Source organism: Streptomyces sp. NPDC054975 (genome assembly GCF_053609105.1).
In genome coordinates, this window is sequence record NZ_JBSGWV010000014.1 from 30,197 (window position 1) to 56,970 (window position 26,774).

Annotated in this window: 23 protein-coding genes; 18 read left to right on the forward strand and 5 right to left on the reverse strand. The window is 71.3% G+C overall.

Translation table 11 applies throughout. The features are described from left to right. Nucleotides 1-90: 90 nt before the first annotated feature. The 7 genes from ACWF79_RS15790 to ACWF79_RS15820 all read left to right on the forward strand — a co-directional run bounded on the left by ACWF79_RS15790 (nucleotide 91) and on the right by ACWF79_RS15820 (nucleotide 10,624). The gene (locus tag ACWF79_RS15790) at nucleotides 91-1,026 is read left to right on the forward strand and encodes a 2-hydroxyacid dehydrogenase (protein ID WP_453728754.1); all 936 of its coding nucleotides are present in this window, start codon (nucleotides 91-93) and stop codon (nucleotides 1,024-1,026) included. 446 nt (nucleotides 1,027-1,472) lie between these two features. Continuing rightward, entirely contained in the window at nucleotides 1,473-4,343 is a 2,871-nt protein-coding gene (locus ACWF79_RS15795; RefSeq protein WP_453728755.1) for a putative bifunctional diguanylate cyclase/phosphodiesterase, read from the forward strand. Nucleotides 4,344-4,563: 220 nt separating this feature from the next. Beyond that, entirely contained in the window at nucleotides 4,564-6,441 is a 1,878-nt protein-coding gene (locus tag ACWF79_RS15800) for an acetolactate synthase large subunit (protein ID WP_453728681.1), read from the forward strand. A gap of 31 nt (nucleotides 6,442-6,472) precedes the next feature. Then, on the forward strand, nucleotides 6,473-6,997 hold the full coding sequence (gene ilvN / locus ACWF79_RS15805; RefSeq protein ID WP_215065241.1) for an acetolactate synthase small subunit: 525 nt from the start codon (nucleotides 6,473-6,475) through the stop codon (nucleotides 6,995-6,997). A 137-nt stretch (nucleotides 6,998-7,134) separates the two neighbouring features. Then, nucleotides 7,135-8,136: a ketol-acid reductoisomerase gene (gene ilvC, locus ACWF79_RS15810; protein ID WP_453728682.1), complete on the forward strand. Its 1,002-nt coding sequence runs from the start codon at nucleotides 7,135-7,137 to the stop codon at nucleotides 8,134-8,136. A 236-nt stretch (nucleotides 8,137-8,372) separates the two neighbouring features. Beyond that, a complete protein-coding gene (gene serA, locus ACWF79_RS15815; protein WP_453728683.1) occupies nucleotides 8,373-9,962 on the forward strand; it encodes a phosphoglycerate dehydrogenase in 1,590 nt (529 codons plus the stop codon). A gap of 89 nt (nucleotides 9,963-10,051) precedes the next feature. Next, nucleotides 10,052-10,624 carry a TetR/AcrR family transcriptional regulator gene (locus tag ACWF79_RS15820; protein WP_453728684.1) on the forward strand — a complete coding sequence of 191 codons (573 nt, stop codon included), beginning with the start codon at nucleotides 10,052-10,054 and terminating at the stop codon, nucleotides 10,622-10,624. 76 nt (nucleotides 10,625-10,700) lie between these two features. On the opposite strand, the gene ACWF79_RS15825 is transcribed toward ACWF79_RS15820, so the two are convergent. Further along, on the reverse strand, nucleotides 10,701-11,882 hold the full coding sequence (locus ACWF79_RS15825) for a PucR family transcriptional regulator (protein ID WP_453728685.1): 1,182 nt from the start codon (nucleotides 11,880-11,882) through the stop codon (nucleotides 10,701-10,703). Nucleotides 11,883-12,065: 183 nt separating this feature from the next. Between ACWF79_RS15825 and ACWF79_RS15830 the strand changes: the two genes are divergently transcribed. From ACWF79_RS15830 to ACWF79_RS15845, 4 genes are all read left to right on the forward strand, one after another. Beyond that, a complete protein-coding gene (locus ACWF79_RS15830; RefSeq protein WP_453728686.1) occupies nucleotides 12,066-12,992 on the forward strand; it encodes a proline dehydrogenase family protein in 927 nt (308 codons plus the stop codon). 30 nt (nucleotides 12,993-13,022) lie between these two features. After that, complete coding sequence (gene pruA / locus ACWF79_RS15835; protein WP_453728687.1) at nucleotides 13,023-14,654, forward strand: L-glutamate gamma-semialdehyde dehydrogenase; 1,632 nt, start codon at nucleotides 13,023-13,025, stop codon at nucleotides 14,652-14,654. Nucleotides 14,655-14,769: 115 nt separating this feature from the next. After that, a complete protein-coding gene (locus ACWF79_RS15840; RefSeq protein ID WP_453728688.1) occupies nucleotides 14,770-15,006 on the forward strand; it encodes a hypothetical protein in 237 nt (78 codons plus the stop codon). 45 nt (nucleotides 15,007-15,051) lie between these two features. Then, nucleotides 15,052-15,594, forward strand: a complete 543-nt coding sequence (locus tag ACWF79_RS15845; RefSeq protein ID WP_453728689.1) for a GNAT family N-acetyltransferase — start codon at nucleotides 15,052-15,054, stop codon at nucleotides 15,592-15,594. A gap of 13 nt (nucleotides 15,595-15,607) precedes the next feature. On the opposite strand, the gene ACWF79_RS15850 is transcribed toward ACWF79_RS15845, so the two are convergent. Genes ACWF79_RS15850 through ACWF79_RS15860 form a run of 3 tightly spaced genes read right to left on the reverse strand, consistent with a single transcriptional unit; the run spans nucleotide 15,608 to nucleotide 17,725 of the window. Then, entirely contained in the window at nucleotides 15,608-16,333 is a 726-nt protein-coding gene (locus tag ACWF79_RS15850; RefSeq protein WP_453728690.1) for a hypothetical protein, read from the reverse strand. Further along, the gene (locus ACWF79_RS15855) at nucleotides 16,330-16,668 is read right to left on the reverse strand and encodes a PadR family transcriptional regulator (protein ID WP_453728691.1); all 339 of its coding nucleotides are present in this window, start codon (nucleotides 16,666-16,668) and stop codon (nucleotides 16,330-16,332) included. The genes ACWF79_RS15850 and ACWF79_RS15855 overlap by 4 nt, the downstream gene beginning before the upstream one ends. A gap of 49 nt (nucleotides 16,669-16,717) precedes the next feature. Then, a complete protein-coding gene (locus tag ACWF79_RS15860) occupies nucleotides 16,718-17,725 on the reverse strand; it encodes a zinc-binding dehydrogenase (RefSeq protein ID WP_453728692.1) in 1,008 nt (335 codons plus the stop codon). 101 nt (nucleotides 17,726-17,826) lie between these two features. Here ACWF79_RS15860 and ACWF79_RS15865 point away from each other — a divergent pair, with 101 nt between their 5' ends. The 4 genes from ACWF79_RS15865 (at nucleotide 17,827) to ACWF79_RS15880 (ending at nucleotide 21,503) form a co-directional block, all read left to right on the forward strand. Further along, complete coding sequence (locus tag ACWF79_RS15865; RefSeq protein WP_453728693.1) at nucleotides 17,827-18,759, forward strand: LysR family transcriptional regulator; 933 nt, start codon at nucleotides 17,827-17,829, stop codon at nucleotides 18,757-18,759. Nucleotides 18,760-18,925: 166 nt separating this feature from the next. Next, nucleotides 18,926-19,060, forward strand: coding sequence for a hypothetical protein (locus ACWF79_RS15870; protein WP_315892634.1), 135 nt, complete (start codon nucleotides 18,926-18,928; stop codon nucleotides 19,058-19,060). A 71-nt stretch (nucleotides 19,061-19,131) separates the two neighbouring features. Further along, nucleotides 19,132-20,172 (forward strand): 3-isopropylmalate dehydrogenase, encoded by a 1,041-nt coding sequence (locus ACWF79_RS15875; RefSeq protein ID WP_453728694.1) that lies wholly within the window; start codon nucleotides 19,132-19,134, stop codon nucleotides 20,170-20,172. Nucleotides 20,173-20,414: 242 nt separating this feature from the next. After that, nucleotides 20,415-21,503: a branched-chain amino acid aminotransferase gene (locus ACWF79_RS15880; protein WP_453728695.1), complete on the forward strand. Its 1,089-nt coding sequence runs from the start codon at nucleotides 20,415-20,417 to the stop codon at nucleotides 21,501-21,503. 119 nt (nucleotides 21,504-21,622) lie between these two features. Here the strand turns inward: ACWF79_RS15880 and ACWF79_RS15885 are convergent, their stop codons facing one another. Then, nucleotides 21,623-23,062, reverse strand: a complete 1,440-nt coding sequence (locus tag ACWF79_RS15885) for a cytosine permease (protein ID WP_453728696.1) — start codon at nucleotides 23,060-23,062, stop codon at nucleotides 21,623-21,625. 152 nt (nucleotides 23,063-23,214) lie between these two features. Here ACWF79_RS15885 and ureA point away from each other — a divergent pair, with 152 nt between their 5' ends. The 3 genes from ureA to ACWF79_RS15900 are packed head-to-tail and all read left to right on the forward strand — an operon-like array spanning nucleotide 23,215 to nucleotide 26,623. After that, nucleotides 23,215-23,913, forward strand: a complete 699-nt coding sequence (gene ureA, locus ACWF79_RS15890; RefSeq protein ID WP_453728697.1) for an urease subunit gamma — start codon at nucleotides 23,215-23,217, stop codon at nucleotides 23,911-23,913. Then, complete coding sequence (locus ACWF79_RS15895; protein WP_453728698.1) at nucleotides 23,913-25,595, forward strand: urease subunit alpha; 1,683 nt, start codon at nucleotides 23,913-23,915, stop codon at nucleotides 25,593-25,595. The genes ureA and ACWF79_RS15895 overlap by 1 nt, the downstream gene beginning before the upstream one ends. An 11-nt stretch (nucleotides 25,596-25,606) precedes the next feature. Beyond that, nucleotides 25,607-26,623, forward strand: a complete 1,017-nt coding sequence (locus ACWF79_RS15900) for an agmatine deiminase family protein (RefSeq protein WP_453728699.1) — start codon at nucleotides 25,607-25,609, stop codon at nucleotides 26,621-26,623. Nucleotides 26,624-26,774: the final 151 nt, after the last annotated feature.

Below are 26,774 nucleotides of genomic sequence, written 5' to 3' on the forward strand. Positions count from 1 at the left end.
CTCCCTGTGCCGTCCCCCAAAGTAACCAATGGCGGCCGGGATTCTTCGCATAGCCTCCCGGTCATGACATGCGACGAGACGACCGCTGACGTGTGGCTTCCGATTCCGGCCGACGAGATCGAAGGGCTTCCGGACTCGGGCGCGTCGGGCCTGAACTACCTTTTCTGGGACGGTGGTCCCGAGTTCCCCGCCGACCCGGCGCGCTGCGCCTTCTACGTGGTGCCCTACATGAAGGGCATGGAGATCGCCACCCGGCCGCTCGCCGGGATGAGCGCGGTCCGCGTGGTGCAGACGCTCTCCGCGGGCACGGACCATGTGACGCCCGGACTCGGCGCGCTGCGCCCGGGCGTCGACCTCTGCAACGCCAAAGGCGTCCACGAGGCCAGCACCGCCGAGCTCACCCTCGCCCTGATCCTCGCCTCGCTGCGGGGGATCCCCGGATTCGTACGCGGCCAGGACCAGGAGGAGTGGCGGGCCGGCTTCTACCCGGCGCTCGCCGACAAGTCCGTACTGATCGTGGGATACGGATCCATCGGCGCCGCCATCGACGACCGGCTCGCGCCATTCGAGTGCGCGCGGGTGGTGCGCGTCGCGCGCTCCGCCCGCACCACGGAGCGCGGCCCCGTCCACCCCCTCTCCGAACTTCCGGCCCTGTTGCCGCAGGCCGACGTGGTCGTGCTCTCCACACCGCTCACGCCCGAGACCAGGCACCTCGCCGACGCGGGCTTTCTCGCCCGGATGAAGGACGGTGCCCTTCTGGTGAACGTCGCCCGAGGTCCCGTGGTGGACACCGCCGCACTGCTCAAGGAGGTCGAGAGTGGCCGGATCACCGCGGCGCTGGACGTCACCGATCCCGAACCGCTGCCGCCGGGCCACCCGTTGTGGCACGCTCCCGGTGTTCTGGTGAGCCCCCATGTCGGCGGTTCCACTTCGGCGTTCATGCCGCGCGCCAAGCGGCTGATCGCCGCCCAGCTCACCCGGTTCGTGGCGGGGGAGCGGCCGGTGAACGTGGTCCTCACCACCTGAGCCGGGGGGCCGTACCCGCGCGCCCCTCGGTGCGCCCGTCACGAGCCCCCAGGTCGTCACGGAGAGTACAGCAGCCCTGTCCCTGAGTGACGGTCCTGGTGTATCGTCCGGAAGTGGGGGGCTGCGTCGAGTACGAGCTGACGCCGGGGAGCGAAGTGACGGGTCATGGGATTCCGAGGGGGGCGACGGGTGATGTACGGCCGATGGACCGACGATCCGACGCGGCGGGACCGCCGTCGACGACCCTCGCGAGCGACGACGACACCCGGCCGCCCTCGCAGGGCGCGAGCCTCCACCGGCCGGACGGGGCCACCCTCCCCGTCCAGGCCGACCGGCGCGGCTCAGAAGCGGACCCGAGCACCGATCGTGTTACCGGACCGGACGGCGCCCAGGCCGGCGCCGAGCCTCACGGGCGTGAGCGCGCGCGCGGAAAGCCGGCGGGGACGATGAGCGCCCCCGGTGCGCTGATCGAGCGCGGTCGGATCACGCGCGGGGGAGAGGCCGCCCCCGGATCCGGCCGGACCCGGCCCGGGCCCGCCCGCTCCGGGATCCCCGTGGTCCTCGGCCAGATCGTCCTCGGACTCATCTGCGCGGGGTACGCCACCGGTGCCGCCCTCGGCTGGGGCTCCGAGCGACTCGCCCTGGTCATGGGCGACTTCGGGCTCAGCGCCGCCGCCTTCGCCGCCGCCGTCTCCTGCTTCCTCTACGCCCGCGTGCACGAGAGCCGCTTCCGCCCCGCCTGGCTGCTCTTCGCCTTCTCCTCCGCGATGGCTGCCGCCGGGAACGCCGTCTGGGGCTGGTACGAAGTCGTGCTCGACCAGGACGTGCCCAGCCCGTCCGTCGCCGACCTCTTCTTCCTGCTCTTCGCCCCGCCCGCCATCGTCGGCCTGCTCGTCCTCGCCAAGAAGCCCGTCACCCGGGCCGGCTGGGTCTGCCTCGCCCTGGACGCCTGGCTCATCGGCGGCTCCCTGCTCACGCTCTCCTGGAGCCTCGCCCTCGCGCACACCGCGCACTTCGAGGGCGAGAGCGTCGCCCGGGCCGCGCTCACCCTCGCGTACCCCCTGCTGGACATCGTTCTCGTCAGCATGGTCCTGGCCCTGCACTTCCGCCGCTCGCAGCTGAACCGCTCGGCGATCAACACCGCCATCGCCGCCCTCGCCCTCACCGTGCTGTGCGACGCCCTGTTCACCTCCCCGCTGCTCCGCGAGAACTACACCTCGGGCCAGCTCCTCGACGCCGGCTGGTTCGCGGGCTCGCTGCTGCTCGCGTACGCCCCCTGGGGGGCCAGCCGCTCCTCCCCGGTCGCCGGCTCCGCCTCCACGCGCGCCCAGCGCCATCACAGCCGCCCCGTGGCGGGCTCGCTGGCCGCCCTCACCCCGTATCTCGCCGCCGCGGTGTGCACGCTCGGCATCCTGTACAACGTCGTAGAGGGACGCAGAGTGGACCGCGTGGTCGTCCTCACCGGCTGCACGGTCGTGCTCGCCCTGGTGGTGCGCCAGGGCATCATGCTCCTGGACAACATCGCCCTCACCCACGAACTGGCCCAGAAGGAGAACCACTTCAGGTCCCTGGTGCAGGGCTCCAGCGACGTGATCATGATCGCCGCGCCGACGGGCATACTCCGCTACGTCAGCCCGGCCGCCTCGGGCGTCTACGGACGGGAGGCCGAGGACCTGATCGGCGAGGAGCTCGCCTCGCTCATCCATCCCGAGGACCTCGGCGGGGTCGTGCACGAGGTCCGGCGCTTCCTCGCCGCTCCTCCCGCGGAGGAGCCGACGACCCGGATCGAGTGCCGGTTCCGCTCCGGCCGGGGGGACTGGCTCAACGTCGAGTCCACCGTCAACCGCCACCAGGGCGGACTGATCTTCAACAGCCGGGACGTCACCGAACGGGTGCGCCTCCAGGCGCAGTTGCAGCACAACGCGGAGCACGACCCGCTCACCGACCTGCCCAACCGGGCGCTGTTCACCCGCCGCGTCCGCAAGGCCCTCGCAGGCCGCCGCGCCTCGGACCCCGGCACCGCCGTCCTCTTCATCGACCTCGACGGCTTCAAGGGCGTCAACGACCGCCTCGGCCACCAGGCCGGGGACGAACTGCTCATCCAGGCCGCCCGCCGCCTCCAGGACTCCGTGCGGGCCGGGGACACCGCCGCCCGGCTCGGCGGCGACGAGTTCGCCGCGCTCATCCTCGGCGACGGCTCGCGGGACCGCGTGGCCCGTGAGAGCCAGGTCCACGAGATCGCCGACCGGCTGCGCCTCACGCTCTCCCAGCCGTACACCGTCGAGGGCGGGAACGAGGTGCGGGTCGCCGCCTCCATCGGCGTCGCCTTCGCCGAGCCCGGCATCAGCGCCGGGGAGCTGCTGCGCAACGCCGACCTGGCCATGTACCGGGCCAAGGCCGCCGGCAAGGACCGCGTCGAGATGTACGCGCCGCAGATGCAGGCCGAGGTCGTCCGCAGGACCGAACTGGCCACCCGGCTGCGCACGGCACTGGACGACGGCGAGTTCGCCCTGCTCCACCAGCCCGTCGTGGACCTGACGACGGGCCGGATCACCGCCGTCGCCGCCCAGGCCCGCTGGCGCTCCGCCCAGGGGATCCTCTTCACCCCCGCCGAGTTCCTGCGGGTCGCCGACGACGGCGAGCGCATCGCCGAGCTCGGCCGCTGGCTCCTGGAGCACGCCGTCGAGCAGGCCGCCGAGCGGGCCGGCCTCGGCCACCGCACGCCGGTCTCCGTCCGGCTCCCCGCCCGCCGGCTCCTCGACCGCTCCCTGCCGCTCGGCTCCGTCGAGGCGCTGCTGACCCGCCACGGGCTCCCATCCGGCTCCCTGATGATCGAGCTGGCCGACAACGACCCCCGGGTCTCCTTCGACGACCTGGAGCAGCGCCTGGTCGCCCTGCGCCGGCTCGGCGTGCGGATCGCGCTCGACGGCTTCGGCAGCGGCTACGCGGCGATCAACGCGCTCCGCCGCCTCCCGGTCGACGTGCTGAAGCTGGACCGCGGCCTCGTCGAGGGAGTGGTCGAATCCGCCCGGCTCCGCAAGATCACGAGCGGACTGCTCCGCATCGCCTCGGACCTCGGGCTCCAGTCGGTCGCCGACGGGGTGGACGTCCCCGAGCAGGTGCTCGCCCTGCGCGCCATGGGCTGCACCCACGGCCAGGGCATGGCCTTCTCGGGCCCCCTCGACGAGTACCGGCTGCGCCGCGCGCTCGTCCGGGACGAGTACCCGCTGCCCGGCGAGGCCGCGGTCGCCGTCGGAAACGGGCCGCACCTTCCCCCGTTCCGCTCAAATAATGAGACGCCTGTCCCACCCACTTGACACTGATGGTGCGTCGGGGGGAGGGTCAGTGCCATGCGCACCCGAATTCTCGTACTTGGAAAGCGCGTCGGCTGAAGCAGGGCCATAAGGCCCGGCTTGAACGCACCCGACGCGCTCCCCTCGCTTGCCTCCCGGCACGAGGGGTTTTTTGTTGCACCGGCTCCAGCCAAACCCTGACAAAACCCTCGCAAAAACCCTCTGCTTCGAGAAGAGAATGCTGATGACCGAGCAGGCCACCGGGCACCATCCGCAGCCGCGGACCCGTAACGGCGGACAGTCCGCCACCATCGTCGAGCACGTCACGGGTGCGCAGTCCCTCATCCGTTCTCTCGAGGAAGTAGGGGCCGACACCGTCTTCGGCATTCCGGGCGGCGCCATCCTCCCCGCGTACGACCCGATGATGGACTCGCAGAAGGTCCGCCACATCCTGGTCCGCCACGAGCAGGGCGCGGGCCACGCCGCCACCGGCTACGCCCAGGCCACCGGCAAGGTCGGCGTGTGCATGGCGACGTCGGGGCCGGGCGCCACCAACCTGGTCACCCCGATCGCCGACGCCCACATGGACTCCGTCCCGCTGGTCGCGATCACCGGCCAGGTCGCCTCGAAGGCCATCGGCACGGACGCCTTCCAGGAGGCGGACATCTGCGGCATCACGATGCCGATCACCAAGCACAACTTCCTGGTCACCAAGGCCGAGGACATCCCGAGGACGATCGCCGAGGCCTTCCACATCGCCTCCACCGGCCGTCCCGGCCCGGTCCTCGTCGACATCGCCAAGGACGCCCTGCAGGCCAAGACGGTCTTCAGCTGGCCGCCGCAGACCGACCTGCCCGGCTACCGCCCGGTGACCAAGCCGCACGCCAAGCAGATCCGCGAGGCCGCCAAGCTCATCACCGCCGCGAAGCGCCCCGTCCTGTACGTCGGCGGCGGTGTCCTGAAGGCCGGCGCCACCGCCGAGCTGAAGGTCCTCGCCGAGCTCACCGGCGCCCCCGTCACCACCACCCTGATGGCGCTGGGCGCGTTCCCCGACAGCCACCCGCTGCACGTGGGAATGCCGGGCATGCACGGTGCGGTCACCGCCGTCACCGCGCTGCAGAAGGCCGACCTGATCGTCGCCCTCGGAGCCCGCTTCGACGACCGCGTCACCGGCAAGCTGGACAGCTTCGCCCCGTACGCCAAGATCGTCCACGCCGACATCGACCCGGCCGAGATCGGCAAGAACCGCGCCGCCGACGTCCCGATCGTCGGTGACGCCCGCGAGGTCATCGCCGACCTGGTCCAGGCCGTCCAGGCCGAGCACAGCGAGGGCAACACGGGCGACTACACCGCCTGGTGGAGCGACCTGAACCGCTGGCGCGAGACCTACCCGCTCGGCTACGACCTGCCGGAGGACGGCAGCCTCTCGCCGCAGCAGGTCATCCAGCGCATCGGCCAGCTCGCCCCCGCCGACACCATCTACGCGGCCGGCGTCGGCCAGCACCAGATGTGGGCCGCGCACTTCATCGACTACGAGAAGCCCGCCACCTGGCTGAACTCCGGCGGCGCCGGAACGATGGGCTACGCCGTCCCCGCCGCCATGGGCGCCAAGGCCGGCCTGCCGAACCGCCCGGTCTGGGCGATCGACGGCGACGGCTGCTTCCAGATGACCAACCAGGAGCTCGTGACCTGCGCGCTCAACAACATCCCGATCAAGGTCGCCATCATCAACAACGGCGCCCTCGGGATGGTCCGCCAGTGGCAGACCCTCTTCTACAACCAGCGCTACTCCAGCACGGTGCTGCACGCCGACGAGACCGGCCACGAGGCCCCCGGCTCCCAGCTCGGCGCGAGCACGGCGCCCCGCAAGGGCACGCGCGTCCCCGACTTCGTCAAGCTGTCCGAGGCCATGGGCTGCGTCGCGCTGCGCTGCGAGGACCCGGCCGATCTGGACAAGGTCATCGAAGAGGCCAACGCCATCAACGACCGCCCGGTCGTGATCGACTTCATCGTCCACGAGGACGCCCAGGTCTGGCCGATGGTCGCCGCCGGCACCTCCAACGACGAGGTCATGGCCGCCCGGGGCGTCCGCCCCGACTTCGGCGACAACGAAGACGACTGAGACCGAGAGCCGTAGGAAGAGGAACGACGCAATGACTAGGCACACGCTCTCCGTCCTGGTGGAGAACACCCCCGGCATCCTCGCCCGGATCGCCGCGCTCTTCTCCCGGCGCGGGTTCAACATCGACTCGCTCGCCGTCGGTGTCACCGAGCACCCCGACATCTCCCGCATCACCATCGTGGTGAATGTCGAGGACCTGCCGCTCGAGCAGGTGACCAAGCAGCTCAACAAGCTGGTCAACGTCCTGAAGATCGTCGAACTCGAGCCCAGCGCCGCGATCCAGCGCGAGCTCGTCCTGGTGAAGGTCCGCGCCGACAACGAGACCCGCTCCCAGATCGTCGAGATCGTCCAGCTGTTCCGCGCCAAGACCGTGGACGTCTCGCCCGAGGCGGTCACCATCGAGGCCACCGGTTCGAGTGACAAGCTCGACGCGATGCTCAAGATGCTGGAGCAGTTCGGCATCAAGGAGCTCGTGCAGTCCGGCACGATCGCCATAGGGCGCGGTGCGCGGTCCATCACGGACCGCTCCCTGCGGGCCCTCGACCGCAGCGCCTGACCGTCAGCCCCGGCTGATCGTCAACCCGGGCCGACCGTCCGTCCACCAGGGCGGTCCGCCTGGCGAGACCCGAACACTTTCCTCCCGCTCCCCGCCGTACGGTGGGACGCAACACCAGCACATCAAGGAGATTCCCAGTGGCCGAGCTGTTCTACGACGACGACGCCGACCTGTCCATCATCCAGGGCCGCAAGGTCGCGGTGATCGGTTACGGCAGCCAGGGCCACGCCCACGCGCTGTCGCTCCGTGACTCGGGTGTCGACGTCCGCGTCGGTCTGCACGAGGGCTCCAAGTCCAAGGCCAAGGCCGAGGAGCAGGGCCTGCGCGTGGTGACGCCCGCCGAGGCCGCCGCCGAGGCCGACGTCATCATGATCCTGATCCCGGACCCGATCCAGGCCAAGGTCTACGAGGAGTCGATCGCCCCGAACCTGAAGGACGGCAAGGCTCTCTTCTTCGCGCACGGCTTCAACGTCCGCTTCGGCTTCATCAAGCCCCCGGCCGGCGTCGACGTCGCGCTCGTCGCCCCCAAGGGCCCGGGCCACCTGGTCCGCCGCCAGTACGAGGAGGGTCGCGGCGTCCCCGCGATCGCCGCGGTCGAGCAGGACGCCACGGGCAGCGCCTTCGCCCTGGCCCTCTCGTACGCCAAGGCCATCGGTGGCACGCGTGCGGGCGTCATCAAGACGACCTTCACCGAGGAGACCGAGACCGACCTCTTCGGCGAGCAGGCCGTCCTGTGCGGTGGCGCCAGCGCGCTGGTCAAGGCGGGCTTCGAGACCCTGGTCGAGGCCGGCTACCAGCCGGAGATCGCCTACTTCGAGTGCCTGCACGAGCTGAAGCTCATCGTCGACCTCATGTACGAGGGCGGCCTGGAGAAGATGCGCTGGTCCGTCTCCGAGACCGCCGAGTGGGGCGACTACATCACCGGCCCGCGCATCATCACGGACGCCACCAAGGCCGAGATGAAGAAGGTCCTCGCCGAGATCCAGGACGGCACGTTCGCCCAGAACTGGATGGACGAGTACCACGGCGGTCTGAAGAAGTACAACGAGTACAAGACCCAGGACGAGAAGCACCTCCTGGAGACCACCGGCAAGGAGCTGCGCAAGCTCATGAGCTGGGTGAACGACGAGGAGGCGTAAGCCTCCGGGGTGGGGTCGGACACGTTGTCCGGCCCCTTCCCCCATCGTTGGACAGCCCGTCCAACCACGGACGGGTGATCCTTCCAACGAGGCGCATGAACGGCGCCATGGCACCACTACACTCTCAACAACATTCGCGTTCAGGCCCACAGCGTCGTGCGCTTTCACGCGGCAAGCCCCCTCCACCGCCTGCGGCCGTCGGGACGGCCGTCCGCACTGGATCTGTGAGGACTCACGTGAGCTCGAAACCCGTCGTACTCATCGCTGAAGAGCTGTCGCCCGCCACCGTCGACGCCCTGGGCCCGGACTTCGAGATCCGGCACTGCAACGGCGCGGACCGCGCCGAGCTGATCCCCGCCATCGCCGACGTCGACGCGATCCTGGTCCGCTCCGCGACCAAGGTCGACGCCGAGGCCATCGCCGCGGCCACCAAGCTCCGGGTCGTCGCCCGTGCCGGTGTCGGTCTGGACAACGTGGACGTCTCCGCCGCCACCAAGGCCGGCGTGATGGTCGTGAACGCCCCGACCTCCAACATCGTCACCGCCGCCGAGCTCGCGTGCGGTCTGCTCGTCGCCACCGCGCGCAACATCCCGCAGGCCAACACCGCCCTGAAGAACGGCGAGTGGAAGCGCTCCAAGTACACGGGCGTCGAGCTGAGCGAGAAGACCCTCGGCGTCGTCGGCCTCGGCCGCATCGGCGTCCTGGTCGCCCAGCGCATGTCCGCGTTCGGCATGAAGATCGTCGCGTACGACCCCTACGTGCAGCCGGCCCGCGCCGCCCAGATGGGGGTGAAGCTGCTGACCCTGGACGAGCTCCTGGAGGTCGCCGACTTCATCACCGTCCACCTGCCGAAGACGCCCGAGACCCTCGGTCTCATCGGTGACGAGGCGCTGCACAAGGTCAAGCCGTCCGTCCGGATCGTCAACGCCGCGCGCGGCGGGATCGTGGACGAGGCCGCGCTGTTCTCCGCCCTCAAGGAGGGCCGGGTCGCCGGCGCGGGCCTCGACGTGTACGCGAAGGAGCCCTGCACGGACTCCCCGCTCTTCGAGCTCGACCAGGTGGTCTGCACCCCGCACCTCGGCGCGTCCACGGACGAGGCCCAGGAGAAGGCCGGTATCGCGGTCGCCCGCTCGGTGCGCCTCGCGCTCGCCGGTGAGCTGGTCCCGGACGCGGTCAACGTCCAGGGCGGTGTCATCGCCGAGGACGTCAAGCCCGGTCTGCCGCTCGCCGAGAAGCTCGGCCGCATCTTCACCGCCCTCGCGGGCGAGGTCGCGGCGCGGCTCGACGTCGAGGTGTACGGCGAGATCACCCAGCACGACGTGAAGGTGCTCGAACTCTCCGCGCTCAAGGGCGTGTTCGAGGACGTGGTCGACGAGACCGTGTCGTACGTCAACGCCCCGCTCTTCGCCCAGGAGCGCGGTGTGGAGGTCCGGCTGACGACCTCCAGCGAGTCCCCGGACCACCGCAACGTGGTCACCGTGCGCGGCACGCTCGCGAGCGGCGAGGAGGTCGCGGTCTCCGGCACGCTGGCCGGCCCCAAGCACCTCCAGAAGATCGTCGCGGTCGGCGACTACGACGTGGACGTGGCGCTCGCCGACCACATGGTGGTGCTGCGCTACGAGGACCGTCCGGGTGTCGTCGGCACGGTCGGCCGGATCCTCGGCGAGGCGGGTCTGAACATCGCGGGCATGCAGGTGGCGCGCGCGGAGGAGGGCGGCGAGGCGCTCGTCGTGCTGACCGTGGACGACACCGTTCCCGCCGCGGTGCTCGCGGAGATCGCGGCCGAGATCGGCGCCGCCTCGGCCCGCTCGGTCAACCTGGTCTGATCCCGGGCTCCCAGGAGCCCGCAGTACCCGTACCCGGCCGCTAGACAAGCGTCTTACACGATTGTCTAGCGGCCGGGTACAGTGCTGTCATGGGACACAAGGAAGACCTGCTCGACGGCGCCAAGCGCTGCCTCCTGGAGAAGGGGTACGCCCGCACCACGGCCCGCGACATCGTCGCCGCCTCGGGCACCAACCTCGCCTCGATCGGCTACCACTACGGCTCCAAGGACGCCCTGCTCCAGCAGGCGTTCCTCGCGGTGACCGAGGAGTGGGGCGAGCGGGTGGGCCCCGCGGGCGGGGAGGAGCCGGTGGCGCTGCCGGCCGACCCGTACGAGCGCTTCCACCTGGTCTGGGAGCAGGTCATCGCGGCCGCGGACGCCAGCCGCCCGGTCTGGAAGCTCCAGACGGAGGTCGTCACCCGCCTCGACGACGACGAGAAGCTCCGCGAGGCCATCAAGGAGCCCCAGCGGGAGGGTCGGCTGGGCATGGCGGAGTCCCTCCTCGGCCTCGACCCGGAGGCGGACCCGGAGAAGGCCCGGGTGGCGGGACTGCTGTGCCAGGCGCTCGCGACCGGCGTGATGATCCAGTGGATGGTGGACCCCGAGACGGCGCCGACGGCGGACGACCTTACGGCCGGTCTCAAGGTGCTGATGGGGGAGTAGGGGCGCCGGAGTCGGACCGGCGCCCGCGCGGCTCCGCGCCAGGGGGGCGTTCCGCCAAAGTCCGGGGGCCTTGCGCTCAGAGCCGGGCGGCCTTGAGCGCCATGTGCAGCAACAGGCGGTCCTCGCCCGCGTCCAGGTCGAGGCCGGTCAGCTGTTCCACGCGGGAGAGGCGGTAGTAGAGGGTCTGGCGGTGGATGCCGAGCGCTGTCGCCGTGCGGCCGGCCTGGCCCGCGTGGTCGAGGAACACCTCGGCGGTGCGGGCCAGTTCGTGGTGCGCGGGGGTGAGCAGGGCGCGGACCGCCGGGTCGGGTTCGGCCGGGGGGAGGGCGGTGAGGAGGCGGTACGGGCCGATCGCGGCCCACTCGGCGAGCGGGCCGAGCCGGCGCTCGGCGGTCGCCGCCCGCGCGGCCGCGGTGGCCTCGCGCCAGGAGGCGTCCAGGTCGGCGAGGCCGCGGCGGGGCGCCGCGATGCCGGTGACGGCGCCCTCTCCGGCGGCGCCCCGGAGACGTTCGGCCGCGGCGACGGCCGGGGCGGGGTTGTCGGCCGCCCGGAGGCGCACCAGGACGGCGAGGGCCCGCCCGCCGGCTCCGGGGCCGGCCTCCTGGGCGCTCCCGCCCGCCCCCGTCGGTGGGCGCCACGGCACCGTGCAGAGGGCCGCGGCCCCCGGGACCGTACGGGCGGAGGGGCTGTCCTCGTCGGGCCAGGGGGCCAGGCAGACCGTCGCGTGCAGGCCCTCCGCGTCCGTGCCGAGGGCCGTCCGCAGCGCGGTGAGGGCCATGTCGTACTGCCAGCCGCGCTCGGCCGTCAGGGCGGCCCGCAGCTCGCGCGAGAGGTCGGCGCCCGCGCGTTCCTCGTCGGCGAGCAGGCCGCCGATCCGGGTGGCGACGTCCATCGCCGCGGTGAGCTGGGCGTGGGTGGGGCCGGGCTCGGCGTCGAGCAGCCAGACGTACCCGAGGACGACGCCCCGATGGCGTACGGGGAGGCAGATCCGGTCCCGGAACACCCCGGCGTCCGGGGCCGCCGGGATCCGCACCGGGCCCGTGGCGCGGGTGATGCCGAAGCCCTCGAACCAGGCGCGGACCGCCGGGGTCGACTTCCGGGTCAGGATCGAGCGCGTCCGGACCGGGTCCATGGCCATGTCGTCGTCGCTGTCGTGGGCCCCGAAGGCGATCAGCCCGAAATCCCGGTTCTCCAGCGTCGCCGGAGCCCCGAGCAGCGCGGAGATCTCGTCCACCAGTTCCTGGTAATCGCCCTTCACGGCGCCATTCTCGCACCCCCTTCAGACATATGTATGAGATGCCGCCCACGGATGCGTGACAGGTGTCGATGGCAGACGATCGGAGCAATCCTTAGGTTTCACGGTGGTTCTCCGTGCTGTTCCCGGTTGCTTACGAAAGTTCGGGTAGGCACCTTTCGTCACCCTGCCCTTCTGGAGGTCCCCGTGCTGGGTCCCGTGATCCTCGCCGCGTCCCGCAGCGACAAGATGCGCCGTTTCGTGTCGGCCGCGCCGGGGACCAAGCAGGTCGTCGACCGGTTCATCGCCGGTGAGACGGTCGACCACGTCATCCCGATCGTCCAGGACATCACCGGCCGCGGCCTGGAGGTCACCCTCGACGTCGTCGGCGAGGACATCACGACCGTCGAGCAGTCCCACGCCGCGCGCGACGCGTACCTGGAGCTCATCGGCCGCCTGAAGGAGCTGGGCCTCGGCGAGCGCGCCGAGATGTCGGTGAAGCTGTCGATGTTCGGCCAGGCCCTGGAAGGCGGACACGAGCTCGCGCTCGCCAACGTCCGTCCGGTCGTCGCGGCCGCCGCCGAGATCGGCACCACGGTCACCCTGGACGCCGAGGACCACACCACCCTCGACTCGATGTTCGCCATCCACGAGGAGCTGCGGAAGGACTTCCCGCAGACCGGCTGCGTCATCCAGGCGTACCTCTTCCGCACCGAGGAGGACGCCCGCCGCCTCGCCGCGAACGGCTCCCGCGTGCGGATCGTGAAGGGCGCCTACAAGGAGCCCGCCTCCGTCGCCCTCCAGGACAAGGCCGAGATCGACAAGGCCTACGTCCGGATCATGAAGATCCTGATGGAGGGCGAGGGCTACCCGATGATCGGCTCCCACGACCCGCGCCTGATCTCGATCGGCCAGGAGCTCGCCCGCCGCGCGGGGCGCAAGCTGGACGAGTACGAGTTCCAGATGCTGTACGGCATCCGCAGCGAGGAGCAGAACCGTCTCGCCGCCGAGGGCCACCGCATGCGCGTCTACACGGCGTACGGCACCGACTGGTACGGCTACTTCATGCGGCGCCTCGCGGAGAAGCCGGCCAACCTCCTCTTCTTCGTCCGCTCCATCCTCACCAAGGGCTGAGCCCACCTCTCAAAAGGAGTTACGAGACTCATGGACGCTGTGACCCAGGTCCCCACTCCGGTCAACGAGCCGGTGCACAGCTACGCCCCCGGTTCCGCCGAGCGCGCCCGTCTGGAGGCCAAGCTCAAGGAGCTGGCCGACAACCCGCGCGACCTGCCGATGACCATCGGCGGCGTCAAGCGCATGGGTGGCGGCGAGCGCGTCGACGTCGTGCAGCCGCACAACCACAGGTCCGTCATCGGCACCTTCGCCGGCGCCACGGAGGCGGACGCCCAGGACGCCATCGACGCCGCCCTGGCCGCCGCCCCGGCCTGGCGCGCGATGTCCTTCGACGACCGCGCCGCGATCATCCTGCGCGCCGCCGAGCTGCTCGCCGGCCCCTGGCGCGAGACGCTGGCCGCCTCCACGATGCTGGGCCAGTCCAAGACCGCCCAGCAGGCCGAGATCGACACCCCCTGCGAGCTCGTCGACTTCTGGCGCTTCAACGTGGCCTACGCCCGCCAGATCCTCGCCGAGCAGCCGCCGGCGAACTCCCCGGGCGTGTGGAACCGACTGGACCACCGCCCGCTGGAGGGCTTCGTCTACGCGATCACGCCGTTCAACTTCACAGCCATCGCGGGCAACCTGCCCACCGCCCCCGCCCTCATGGGCAACGTGGTGGTCTGGAAGCCGTCCCCGACCCAGACCCACTCCGCCGTGCTCCTCATGGAGCTCCTGGAGGAGGCCGGCCTGCCGAAGGGCGTCATCAACCTGGTGACCGGCGACGGCATCGCCGTCTCCGAGGTGGCCCTGAACCACCCGGACCTGGCCGGTATCCACTTCACCGGCTCGACCAAGACCTTCCAGCACCTGTGGAAGACGGTCGGCAACAACATCGAGAAGTACCGCTCGTACCCGCGGATCGTCGGCGAGACCGGCGGCAAGGACTTCGTCGTCGCCCACCCGAGCGCCGACCGCGCCGTCCTGAAGACCGCGCTGACCCGCGGCTCCTTCGAGTTCCAGGGCCAGAAGTGCTCCGCGTCCTCGCGTGCGTACGTCCCGGCCTCGATCTGGAACTCGGGCTTCAAGGAGGAGTTCGCGGCCGAGGTCGACGGCATCCGGATGGGTGACGTCACCGACCTGTCGAACTTCATCGGCGCCGTCATCGACGAGCGCGCGTTCGCCAAGAACAAGGCCGCGATCGACCGCGCGAAGGCCGACGAGACCTGCACGATCGTCGCCGGTGGCACGTACGACGACTCGGAGGGCTACTTCGTCCGCCCGACCGTCATCGAGTGCACCGACCCGGAGAACGAGGTCTTCACGACCGAGTACTTCGGCCCGATCCTCGCCGTCCACGTCTACGAGGACGACCGTTACGAGGAGATGCTGGCGCAGATGGAGTCCGTGTCGGCGTACGCGCTGACCGGCTCGATCATCGCCGGTGACCGCGCCGCCGCGGCCGACGCGATGGCGAAGCTCCGCTACGCGGCGGGCAACTTCTACATCAACGACAAGTCGACCGGCGCCGTCGTCGGCCAGCAGCCCTTCGGCGGCGGCCGCGCCTCGGGCACGAACGACAAGGCGGGCGCGCCGCAGAACCTGATGCGCTGGACGCTGACCCGCGCGATCAAGGAGACCCTGGTCCCGCCGACCGAGTACGGCTACCCGCACATGGGCTGACGCCGTCACTCTCCCTGAACACCGCCCCCCTCCTCGGTCCCCCAACTGAGGACGGGGGCGGTTCTCATGCGGGGGGCTTACGCTGCTGGGAGGGGGCTCGACGAGGAGGTACGTCATGCCTGGTTCGACGACGCTCGGCCCTGGGCACGGGGTCGACGCGATCGAGCACCTCGACGCGGTGCGGATGATGTCCCTGATGAAGGAGCTGCACCGGCTGCTGACCGAGCAGGGACCTGACCGGATCACGGACGCGCAGGTCGCGGCCCTGCGCAGGGGCGAGGGCGACCATCGGGAGGGCTTCGCCGACTGGGTGGAGCGCATGGCCCGCGACCTGGAGAAGGCCACGGCCTGACCGGGCGAACCGGTCCAGGCCGGGTGTGTGCGGCAGGCTGGGGGCATGACGGACTCTGTGCGTGTCGCCCCCACCCATGAACTCGGCGTCCAACGGCTGCGCGCCGTACGGGAGATGCTCGACGCCGCCTTCGAGGGCGACTTCTCCGACGAGGACTGGGACCACGCCCTCGGCGGCGTGCACGCCTGGATCGAGGACGAGCGCGGTGTCGCCGCCCACGGCAGCGTCATCATGCGGCGCGTGCTCCACGACGGCCGTTCGTACCGCGTCGGGTACGTCGAGGGCGTGGGCGTGCGCGACGACCGGCGCCGACAGGGCCTGGGCGGGCTCGTCATGGCCGAGCTGGAGCGGGTGATCGACGGCGCGTACGCGTTCGGCGCGCTCTCCGCCTCCGACGACGGCGCCGCGCTCTACACGGCACGCGGCTGGCGCCCGTGGGAGGGGCGGATCGAGGCGCTCGGGCCCGAGGGGGTCGTGCACCTGCCCGAGGAGGAGGGTTCGACCTACGTCCGGCCCGCGGGCGGCCGGGCCCTCCCCGCCCCCGCCGCCGCGCTCGTCTTCGACTGGCGCGACGGCGACGTGCTGTGAGGGCGCGGAGCACTCAGCCCTGGCAGCCCTTGGCGGCGTCCCGCTTCAGGCCGATCACTCCGCCCGCCAGTCCGAACAGCGCGGCGAAGAGCGCCATGGAGGGGGGCAGGTCGAAGGCACCGACGGCGGTCGTCACCACGGCGGCGACGACCGTCAGCAGCCAGACGGCGAGCAGTGCCTTGCCCTTGCGGCTGAGGAAGAGCCACCGGCCGGGCCGCTCGGGCAGCGTGTCGAGAGCGCCGGCCGGTCCTTCGCTCGCCGCCTTCGGGCGCTTGAAGTAGGCGAAGAGCATCCACTCCCCGCACATCTCCCACCCCTCCGGCGTCAGCCGGTCCAGCACGGCGTCGCGCCGGTTCCCGCTGATCAGCTCACGGCGGTACTCCCAGCGCAGGGCGGCGCCGGGCACCCGTCGGCACATGAACCGGCCGAGGGTGTCGAGCCCCTCGACCTCCCAGCCCTGGTCGCCATGGAGCGCGAGCAGTCGCCGGTCGTTGTAGATGTCGGCGGTCCAGAGCCAGGTCTCGGCCTTCTCGGCGGGCTCCGCCGCCGCCGGCATCGTGCCGCCCAGACGTGCCGCGAAGTCCGCGGCCGGGCCGAACTCCTCCTGCGGCGACGTTCCCGTGTCGGCGAGGTGCCCGCGCAGTTCGGCGACGGTGGAGGCGATCTGCTCCGCCGGTACGCCCGCCTCGCGCAGCGCGGAGGTCAGCTCGTCGAAGTACGTGCTCGGCTCGGTGTTCATCGTGTTCCCCCGGGTTTCAGCGTGGTCCGAACGGCGGTGTGGAAGGTCAGCCACGCCCCGCTCTCGGTGGTGAGGTAGCTCCGGCCCTGCTCGGTGAGGCGGTAGTAGCGGCGCCCCGGCCCGCGCTCGGCGGCCCGGAACTCGGCCTCCACCAGCCCGGCCTCCTCCAGCCGGTTCAGCACCGGATAGAGGGTCCCGCCCTTGATCTCGCCAAGGCCCGCCTCGGCGAGTGCCTTGGAGATCTCGTACCCGTAACTCTCCTCCTCCGTGAGGCAGGAGAGGACGAGGAGGTCGAGGACTCCCTTGAGCCAGCTGGATCTGCGGTCTGCGGCCATGGCTGTATTCCAGCACCAGCTAGGTAGGAACGCAACCTAGCTGGGATCGCTAGCTGGATCGCGCCACCAGCATCTTCCCGGTGTTCTCGCCGCGCAGCATCCCGAGGAACGCGTCCACGATGCGCTCGAAACCGGCGGCGACCGTCACGTCCAGCGGCAGCCGGCCGCTGCGCAGGTGGGGCACGGCGAACGCGTACAACTCCTCCTGCGCGTCCGCGTGGTCGCGGACGAGGAACCCTTCGAGCCGGATGCTCTTCTCGACCACGTCGAAGAGGTTGCGCGGGGCCGGCGGAGGAGAGGAGAGCGAGTGGTACTGGGCGACGGCGCCGACCCAGGCGATCCGGCCGTGCTCGCGCAGGGAGGCGATCGCGGCCTCCAGGTGGTCCCCGCCCACCCCGTCGAGCGCGGCGTCGATGCCGTCCGGGGCGGCCTTGGCGAGCAGCTCGGTCACCGGACCGTCGTGATGGTCGAAGGCCGCGTCGAAGCCGACCTCCTCCGTCAGGTACGCGACCTTCCGCGCCGAACCCGCGCTGCCGACCAGGCGTCCGGCGCCGAGGAGCCGCGCGAAACGCCCCGCTGCCGTGCCGACCCCGCCCGCCGCCGCGGAGACGAACAGGTCCTCGCCGGGCTTGAGCCGCGCGATCCGGGTGAGCCCGACGTACGCCGACAGGCCCGTACCGCCCAGGACACTCAGGTACGCGGCCAGGGGCACGCCGTCGAAGTCCGGGACGGCGCGCACCTCGTCCGGCGCGACGACGGAGTGCGTACGCCAGCCCTTGCGGTGCAGGACCAGGTCGCCGGGGGAGAGCGCGGGCGTACGGGAGTCCAGGACCCGGCCCAATGTGCGGCCCTCCATGGGGGAGTTCAGCGTCCACAGGAAGTCGCCGTCCATCGCCTCGCGGTGGTACGGGTCCACGGACCAGAGGACGTTCTCGACGAGCGCGGTGCCGGGCGCCGGCTCGGGGATCGCGGCCTCGACGAAGGCGAAGTGGGCGGGGGTGGGGAAGCCCTCGGGGCGGGACGTCTGGTGGACGGTGATCATGGTGTCGTGCGTCATGGGGGAGACCGTAGGAAGGAGTCCCACGGCCGGGCAGTAGGTTGCGTCGATGGAACCGACCGATCCATGAAACGTCCTCATACCCCGAGGTGACAGCGCCGATGACCGATCTCGCGCCGCATGAACTCCGCATCCTTCTCGCCGTCGGGAGCGAGCGCGGCTTCTCGGCCGCCGCTGCCGCCCTGGGCATGACGCAGTCCGCCGTCTCCCATTCGGTGCGGACGAGCGAGCGCAAACTCGGCGCGGTCCTCTTCGACCGGGGGCGGACCGGGGCCACACCCACCGCCGCCGGGGAGCGGGCCCTCGCCCACGCACGCCGGGTGCTGCGGCTGCTCGACGTGATGGGGGCCGAAGTGCGGGGCGCGGCGAGCGGGACCGTCGCCGGGCCGCTGCGGATCGCCGCCTTCCGCAGCGCCGCGCTGCATCTGCTGCCGCGCGCCCTGGAGCGGCTGGCGGACCGCCATCCCGAGATCACCCCGGAGGTGCGGATCGTACGGGAGGTGGGGCGCGGGACGGCCGGTGAAGTCCTGGACGGGCGGGCCGACCTCGGCATCGCGACGATCGGGACGACCTCCCCCGTGCCGCCGCGGCTCGTCGGCGGCGTGCTGGTGGAGGAGGGCTACGCGCTGGTGCACCCGGCCGGGCACGCCGCGCCGCGCACCCTGCCGCTCGTGGACTGGACGGAGAACTGCTCCTCGTACACCCGGGAGTGGTGGGCGGAGCAGGACTGGCTGCCGGCGGCGACCGTCGAGGCCGAGGACGACGGAGCGGTGCTCTCAATGGTGAGCAGTGGTTTCGGCATGGCCGTGATGCCGGAACTCTCCCTGGTCGGAGCACCGCCCTCGGTCGAGATCACCGATCTCGGTCCGGAGCGCCCGACCCGGTCCGTCGGCTACGTCACCACCCCTGAGCTGGCCGGATCCCTTGCCGTGCGGGCGCTGATCCGCGAGCTGCGAGCGGGTGTGGGCCGGCCGCCGTCTCAGATAGTAGGAAGTCCGAGTAATTGTGGAGACAGATGCGGCCACCTGTCCTAGCTTTGTAGGAGCCGAACGTCTCGCTCCATCAGCGAATGGCGGTCGTGAGCGCGCTGCCCCCGTGCAGGTAACCCCTGTGGGCCCGCTCCCCGCCCCTTCCGGCGCCTTCGATCACCACTGATCTTCCGTTCCAGGATCACCACTGATCTCGAGGAGTCGATCCCCCATGGCCGCTGAGACCGCCCGCCGAGTCCGTCACTCCGTCGCCCGCCCGAGCGGTGACGACGCCCGCAAGAACGCCGCCGCCGCCCTCCAGCGCGCCCTCGACCGCCGTGACAACGGCGGCTCGACCGGCCACTGACCACCCGGATGGCCTCGTCCGTATCGTGGACAGTGAGTGTCAACCGATGGGACGAGGAGTAGGGTGCCGACATGTCTCACAGCATCAATCTCGCAGTCATTCCCGGCGACGGCATCGGCCAGGAGGTCGTGGCCCAGGGCCTCAAGGTCCTCGCTGCCGCGCTCCCGCAGGATGTGAAGCTGGAGACGAAGGAGTACGACTTCGGCGCCAAGCGCTACCACGCGACCGGTGAGACCCTCACCGACGCCGACGCCGAGGCCCTCAAGCAGCACGACGCCATCCTGCTCGGCGCGATCGGCGACCCCTCGGTCCCGTCCGGCGTGCTGGAGCGCGGCTTCCTGCTGAAGCTCCGCTTCCTCTTCGACCACCATGTGAACCTGCGGCCGTCGAAGCTGCTCCCGGGCGTCTCGACGCCGCTCAAGGGTCAGCCCGAGATCGACTTCATCGTGGTCCGCGAGGGCACCGAGGGCCCGTACACCGGCAACGGCGGCTCGATCCGCACCGGCACCCCGCACGAGGTCGCCACCGAGGTCTCCGTCAACACGGCCTTCGGTGTCGAGCGTGTCGTCCGCGACGCCTTCGCCCGCGCCCAGGCCCGCCCGCGCAAGAAGCTGACGCTGGTCCACAAGAACAACGTCCTGGCGTACGCGGGCCACCTCTGGACCAACATCTTCAACAAGGTGGCCCAGGAGTTCCCCGAGGTCACCACCGACTACCTCCACGTGGACGCGGCGACGATCTTCCTCGTCACGCAGCCCGAGCGGTTCGACGTGATCGTCACCGACAACCTCTTCGGTGACATCATCACCGACCTCGCCGCGGCGGTCTCCGGTGGCATCGGCGTCGCCGCCTCCGGCAACATCAACCCGAGCGGCGAGTTCCCGTCCATGTTCGAGCCCGTGCACGGCTCCGCGCCGGACATCGCGGGCCAGGGCAAGGCCGACCCGACGGCCACCGTGCTCTCCGTCGCCCTCCTCCTGCGCCACCTCGGCCACGAGACCGAGGCCGGCCGCATCGAGGCCGCCGTCGCCGCCGACCTGACCGAGCGCGGCGACTCCGTCCGTACGACCGACGAGATCGGCGACGCGCTCGCGGTACGCGTAGCGAGCTGACCCGCCGACTGAACGCCACACAGCCGCCGGGTCGCCATCGAGCACCCGGCGGCTGTACCTATGCGGTCGCAGGGTGCCACCATCAAACCCTGGACCGCATCACACCGTTTCGTGCACAGGTCTCCACGGGCGATAATCGAACGTGGGGCCGCGGCATGCGGGAAAGCTCGGACGTCCTAGCAGAGCACTGATAGCGGCGTGAGCGCGGTCCGTCACACACAACCGGTGAAGGACTAGCACTCATGACGACGCCCACGATCGAGCTCAAGCCCTCCTCCAGCCCGCTGTCCGACGCGGAGCGCGAGGCGATCCTGGCCAACCCCGGATTCGGCCGCCACTTCACCGACCACATGGTGACCATCCGCTGGACCGAGGGCCGCGGCTGGCACGACGGCCAGCTCGTGCCGTACGGCCCGCTCTCCCTCGACCCGGCCACGAACGTCCTGCACTACGCCCAGGAGATCTTCGAGGGCCTGAAGGCGTACCGCCGCCCCGACGGCAGTGTCGCGACCTTCCGCCCGGACGCCAACGCCCGGCGCTTCCAGGCCTCCGCGCGCCGGCTCGCCATGCCGGAGCTGCCCGTCGAGACCTTCATCGAGGCGTGCGACGTCCTCGTCCAGCAGGACAAGGCGTGGGTTCCGGCGCACGGCGGCGAGGACTCGCTCTACCTGCGCCCGTTCATGATCGCGACCGAGGTCGGCCTGGGTGTGCGACCGGCGAACGAGTACCTCTTCGTCGTCATCGCCTCGCCCGCCGGTCCGTACTTCCCCGGTGGCGTCAAGCCCGTCTCGATCTGGCTCTCCGAGGACCGCGTCCGCGCCGTCCCGGGCGGCGTGGGCGACGCCAAGACCGGCGGCAACTACGCGGCCTCCCTGCTGGCCCAGGCCGAGGCCGCCGCGAAGGGCTGCGACCAGGTCGCCTACCTCGACGCCGTGGAGCACAAGTGGGTCGAGGAGCTCGGCGGCATGAACCTGTACTTCGTGTACGGGGACAAGATCGTCACGCCGACGCTCACCGGCTCGCTCCTCGCGGGCATCACCCGTGACTCGCTCCTCCAGCTGGCCAAGGACCTCGGCTACAGCTCCGAGGAGGGCCGCGTCTCGATCGACCAGTGGCAGGCCGACAGCGAGAACGGCACCCTCACCGAGGTCTTCGCCTGCGGCACGGCCGCGGTCATCACGCCGGTCGGCACGGTGAAGTCGGCGCGCGGCGAGTGGCAGCAGTCGGGCGGGGAGCCCGGCGAGGTCACGATGAAGCTCCGCGACGCGCTGCTCGCCATCCAGACGGGCAAGTCCGAGGACGTCCACGGCTGGACCCACGAGCTGGGCTAGACGACGCGCTGCCCCCGGGGTGTGGCCACGCCCGTCCACGCAGTGCGGGACGGATGGGCACACCCCGGGGGCAGCTCCGCGCTCGGGCCCGCTCACCGCGGGGCCCACCACGGGACCGCTCAGGAAACGGCCGGCTCGGCCTCGGGCTCCCGGCCCGGCTCCCGACCTCGCTCCGGTGCGACCGCCGCGCGCGCCGTCAGCGTCGCGTACAGCAGCCCGCCCACGAGCGCCGACAGGACGAAGCTGCAGTCGATCCCGCCCGTCAGGGCCAGCAGCGGCCCTTCGTACAAGGGCGTCGACACGGCCGCGAGGCCCACGCCCGCACCCAGGGCCCAGGACACCGTCGCCCGCGGGTGCCAGCCCGCCGAGAACCAGTACGCGCCGCCCCGCGCCCGGCGGTTGTAGACCTGCAGCGCCTCCGGGTCGTACGCGCCGCGACAGCGGGCGTGGCCGATCAGCGTGATCACCGCCCACGGCGTGCCGATCGCCGTCAGCAGCAGCACGAACGACGTCATCGCCGACTGCGCGTCCGAGGCGAAGTGGCCGAGGAAGACGAAGGCCGTCGCCACCGCCGCCACCACGAGCGTCGCCCGCGCCCGGGTCGCCCGGGGCAGGATCGCGTCCAGGTCCAGGCCCATCGAGTACAGCATCAGGCCCGCGTTGCCGACCGTGCCGGCGGTCGCGGCGAGCAGCAGCGGCACCACGTACCAGGCGGGGGAGGCCGCGACGAGCGGGCCCGCGTAGTCGAGCGCGCCGCGCGCCGCCAACGCCGTGTACGTGCCGAAGAGCTGAGGGATCAGCAGGCCGGCGACCAGGCCGACACAGGTGGTCGTCAGGACCTTCTTCGGGCTGTGCCGCTTGGGGGACATGTAGCGGGTGTAGTCGCCGAGCAGCGTGATGAAGGCGACCGGGCCGCTGAGTCCTGCCGCCACCGCGGACAGCACCCACGTCGGCCAGAACGAGCCGAGCAGATACGGGGTGTCGGCCACCGGGGCCACGGTGAGGTCGCCGCCGTATGCCACCAGGCCGAGGCCGAGCAGCAGGGTCATGCCGATCGCGAGCGCCTTGCTGAGCCGGAGCAGCAGGCCGTAGCCGTACACCGCGCCCACGACCGTGCAGGCGGCGAGCACCGCGTACACCACCGCGTGCGTGGCGCTGCCGGTGGGCAGACCGGTCAGCCGGGCGAGCGTGCCGACCACCACGTCCCCGCCGATCCACAGCGTGAGGGCCGTGTAACCGAGGGAGAGCAGCAGGCCGACCACCGAGCCGACGAGGCGGCCGCGCACACCGAAGAAGGCGCCGCTGGAGGTGGAGAGGTTGGTCGCGGTGCGCAGCGAGACGAGCGCGAGCGGGGCTGTGAAGGCGACGCCGATGAGCGTGCCGGTGACCACGGAGGTCACCGACGCCCATAGGCCGAGGCCGAAGGAGACCGGCAGCCAGCCGAAGACGATCACTCCGAGGCAGAGGTTCGAGCCGAGGAGGATGGCCAAGAGGTCACGCGGACCGCTGGTGCGTTCCGCTTCGGGGATGGTGTCGACTCCGCGCTGTTCGATCGGCATGGGGGCTCCCTGCGGTGCAAGCGGGTGGACAGGTTTAGAGTGGCGCTCAATTAGAGTGACGCTCAATGTGACGCACTACTGACGCGTACGTCAATGCTTGGATCCTGCGCGTTCACCGTTTAGAGTGTCGCTCAAACAGGAGGTGTGTGGACGTGCGACTGACTCCCACCGAACGCGACCGGCTGCTGCTCTTCGGGGCCGCCGAGCTCGCGCGGGCCCGCCGGGCCCGGGGCCTTCGGCTCAATGTGCCGGAGGCGACGGCCCTCATCGCGGACACCGTCTGCGAGGCGGCCCGCGACGGCCGACGGCTCGCCGAGGCGATCGACGCCGCCAGGTCCGTCCTCGGCCCGGACGACGTGCTGCCGGGTGTGGCCGATGTCGTCACCGAAGTGCATGTCGAGGCGGTTTTCGACGACGGCTCGCGGCTCGCGGTCGTCTCCGACCCGATCGGCGGTCCTTCCCTGGGCGACGGCGCCCCGGGCGCGCTGCTGCCGGGCCCCACCGAGGCCGAGCAGTCCCCCGCGCTGATCCTCACGGTCCGTAACACCGCGACCGTCCCGGTCAGCGTCACCTCGCACTTCCACTTCTTCGAGGCCAACCCGCGCCTGGACTTCGACCGCGCCGCCGCCTACGGCATGCGGCTGGCCGTCCCCGCCGGCTCCTCCTTCCGCTTCGACCCGGACGGCGAGGCGGAGGTCGGTCTCGTGCCGATCGGCGGCGCGCGGATCGCCATCGGCTTCGCGGGCCTGGTCGACGGCCCGCTGGACGCGCCCGGCGCGAAGGAAGAGGCCCTGCGGCGCGCCGCGGCCTGCGGCTACCTGGGAGCGCAGCTCACGAAGGAAGGCGAGTGATGGACCCGTACGAGTACGCATCGGTGCACGGACCCCGCGCGGGCGACCGGGTCGTCCTCGGCGACTCCGGGCTCGTCGTCCGCGTCGAGTCCGACTCCCAGAAGCCCGGCGACGAGTTCCTCGCGGGCTTCGGCAAGACCGCCCGCGACGGCCTTCACCTCAAGGCGGCGGCCGTCCGCGAGACCTGTGACGTCGTGATCAGCAACGTCCTCGTCATCGACGCCGTCCAGGGCATCCGCAAGGTGTCCATCGGTATTCGCGAGGGCCGGATCCACGCCATCGGGCGCGCGGGCAACCCGGACACCCTCGACGGTGTCGACGTGGTCGTCGGCACCGGCACGTCGATCGTCTCCGGCGAGGGGCTCATCGCCACCGCCGGTGCTGTGGACACCCATGTCCACCTGCTGTCCCCGCGCATCATGGAGGCCTCCCTCGCCTCTGGTGTCACCACCATCATCGGACAGGAGTTCGGTCCTGTCTGGGGGGTTGGCGTCAACTCGCCATGGGCCCTCCAGCACGCCTTCAGCGCCTTCGACGCCTGGCCCGTCAACATCGGCTTCCTCGCCCGTGGCTCCTCCTCGGACGGCGCCCCGCTGGTCGAGGCCCTCGCCGAGGGCGGGGCCTCCGGCTTCAAGGTGCACGAGGACATGGGCGCCCACACCCGCGCCCTCGACACCGCGCTCCGGGTCGCCGAGGAGCACGACGTCCAGGTCGCCCTGCACAGCGACGGCCTGAACGAGTGCCTCTCGGTCGAGGACACGCTCAGGGTCCTCGACGGCCGGACCATCCACGCCTTCCACATCGAGGGCTGCGGCGGAGGCCACGTACCGAACGTCCTCAAGATGGCGGGCGTACCGAACGTCATCGGCTCGTCCACCAACCCCACGCTCCCCTTCGGGCGCGACGCGGTCGCCGAGCACTACGGCATGATCGTCTCCGTCCACGACCTGAAGACCGACCTGCCCGGCGACGCCGCCATGGCGCGGGACCGGATCCGGGCCGGGACGATGGGGGCGGAGGACGTCCTGCACGACCTCGGCGCGATCGGGATCACCTCCTCCGACGCGCAGGGGATGGGAAGGGCCGGCGAGACCGTACGCCGGACCTTCGCCATGGCCGGGAAGATGAAGGCCGAGCTGGGCCCCATGGAGGGCGACGGCGAACACGACGACAACGCGCGTGTGCTCCGTTACATGGCCAAGCTGACCATCAACCCGGCGATCGCCCACGGCCTCGCACACGAGATCGGCTCGATCGAGGTCGGCAAGATGGCCGACATCGTGCTGTGGCGGCCGCAGTACTTCGGCGCCAAGCCCCAGATGGTGCTGAAGTCCGGCTTCCCCGCGTGGGGGGTCGTGGGCGATCCGAACGCCGCCACCGACACCTGCGAACCGCTCGTCCTCGGGCCGCTCTTCGGCGCCCACGGGGCGGCCCCGGCCGACATCTCGGTCGCGTTCGTCGCGCAGGCCGCCGTCGACCTCGGCTCGGACCGGATGCCGACCAGGCGCCGCCGCGTCGCCGTCCGCGGGACCCGGGGCATCGGCCCCGGCGACCTGCTCCTGAACTCCCGTATCGGCCAGGTGGGGGTGGACGGCCGGACCGGACTGGTGTCGCTGGACGGCGACCCGATCCGCTCCGAACCGGCCGACTCCATCTCCCTGAACCGTCTCTACTTCCTCTGAGGACTCCTTCCATGACCTTCCGAATGCCGGCCGAGTGGGCCCCGCACGAGCGCACGTGGATGGCCTGGCCCGGCCCCAACCCGACCTTCACCAACGACGAGGAGCTGGCCGAGGCCCGTACCGCGTGGGCGTCCGTGGCCCGCGCCGTACGCCGCTTCGAGCCGGTCACGATGGTGGTCGGCCCCGGCCAGCTGGACTCCGCGCGGGCTCTGCTCGGCGACGCGATCGAGCTGGTCGAGCGCGACCTGGACGACGCCTGGATGCGCGACATCGGCCCGACCTTCGTCACCGACGGCACCGAACTGGCCGCCGTCGACTGGGTGTTCAACGGCTGGGGCGGGCAGGACTGGGCCCGCTGGGAGCACGACTCCAAGATCGCCCGTCATGTCGCCGATCTCGCCGGTGTCTCCGTACTGAGCAGCCCGCTGGTCAACGAGGGCGGCGCGATCCACGTCGACGGTGAGGGAACGGTCCTGCTGACCGACACCGTCCAGCTCGGCGCCGGCCGCAACCCCGAGTGGAGCCGCGCCGAGGTCGAGGCCGAGATCCACGCCAAGCTCGGCACGACGAAGGCGATCTGGCTCCCGCACGGCCTGGCCGGCGACTACGGCCTCTACGGAACCCAGGGCCACGTCGACATCGTCGCCGCCTTCGCCAGGCCCGGCGTCGTGGTCGTCCACAGCCAGCAGGACCCGGCCCACCCCGACCACGAGCGCTCGCGGATGTACGTCGACATCCTCAGCCGCTCGACGGACGCCAAGGGCCGCCGGCTGGAGGTCGTGGAGATCCCGGCCCCGACCGTCCTGAAGGACGAGGAGGGCGACTGGGTCGACTACTCGTACATCAACCACTACCTCTGCAACGGCGGAGTGGTCCTGTGCGGCTTCGACGACCCGAACGACGAGATCGCGGCGGGCATCTTCCGCCGGCTGTTTCCGGAGCGGATCGTCACTCTGGTCGACGCCCGCGCCATCTTCGCGGGCGGCGGCGGCATCCACTGCATCACGCAGCAGCAGCCGAAGGTCTGAAGCCCCTCAGGGGCATGGCGGCGCGCTCCGAGACAGCGTGCGGCCATGCCCCTGACGGGGTCCGCGAAACCGACGCCGAGCCGATCGGGTAGAACGTACGAGTGAGCAGCATCAGCCCGCCTTCCCCCGCCTCCCCCCGTCGCCGCAACCA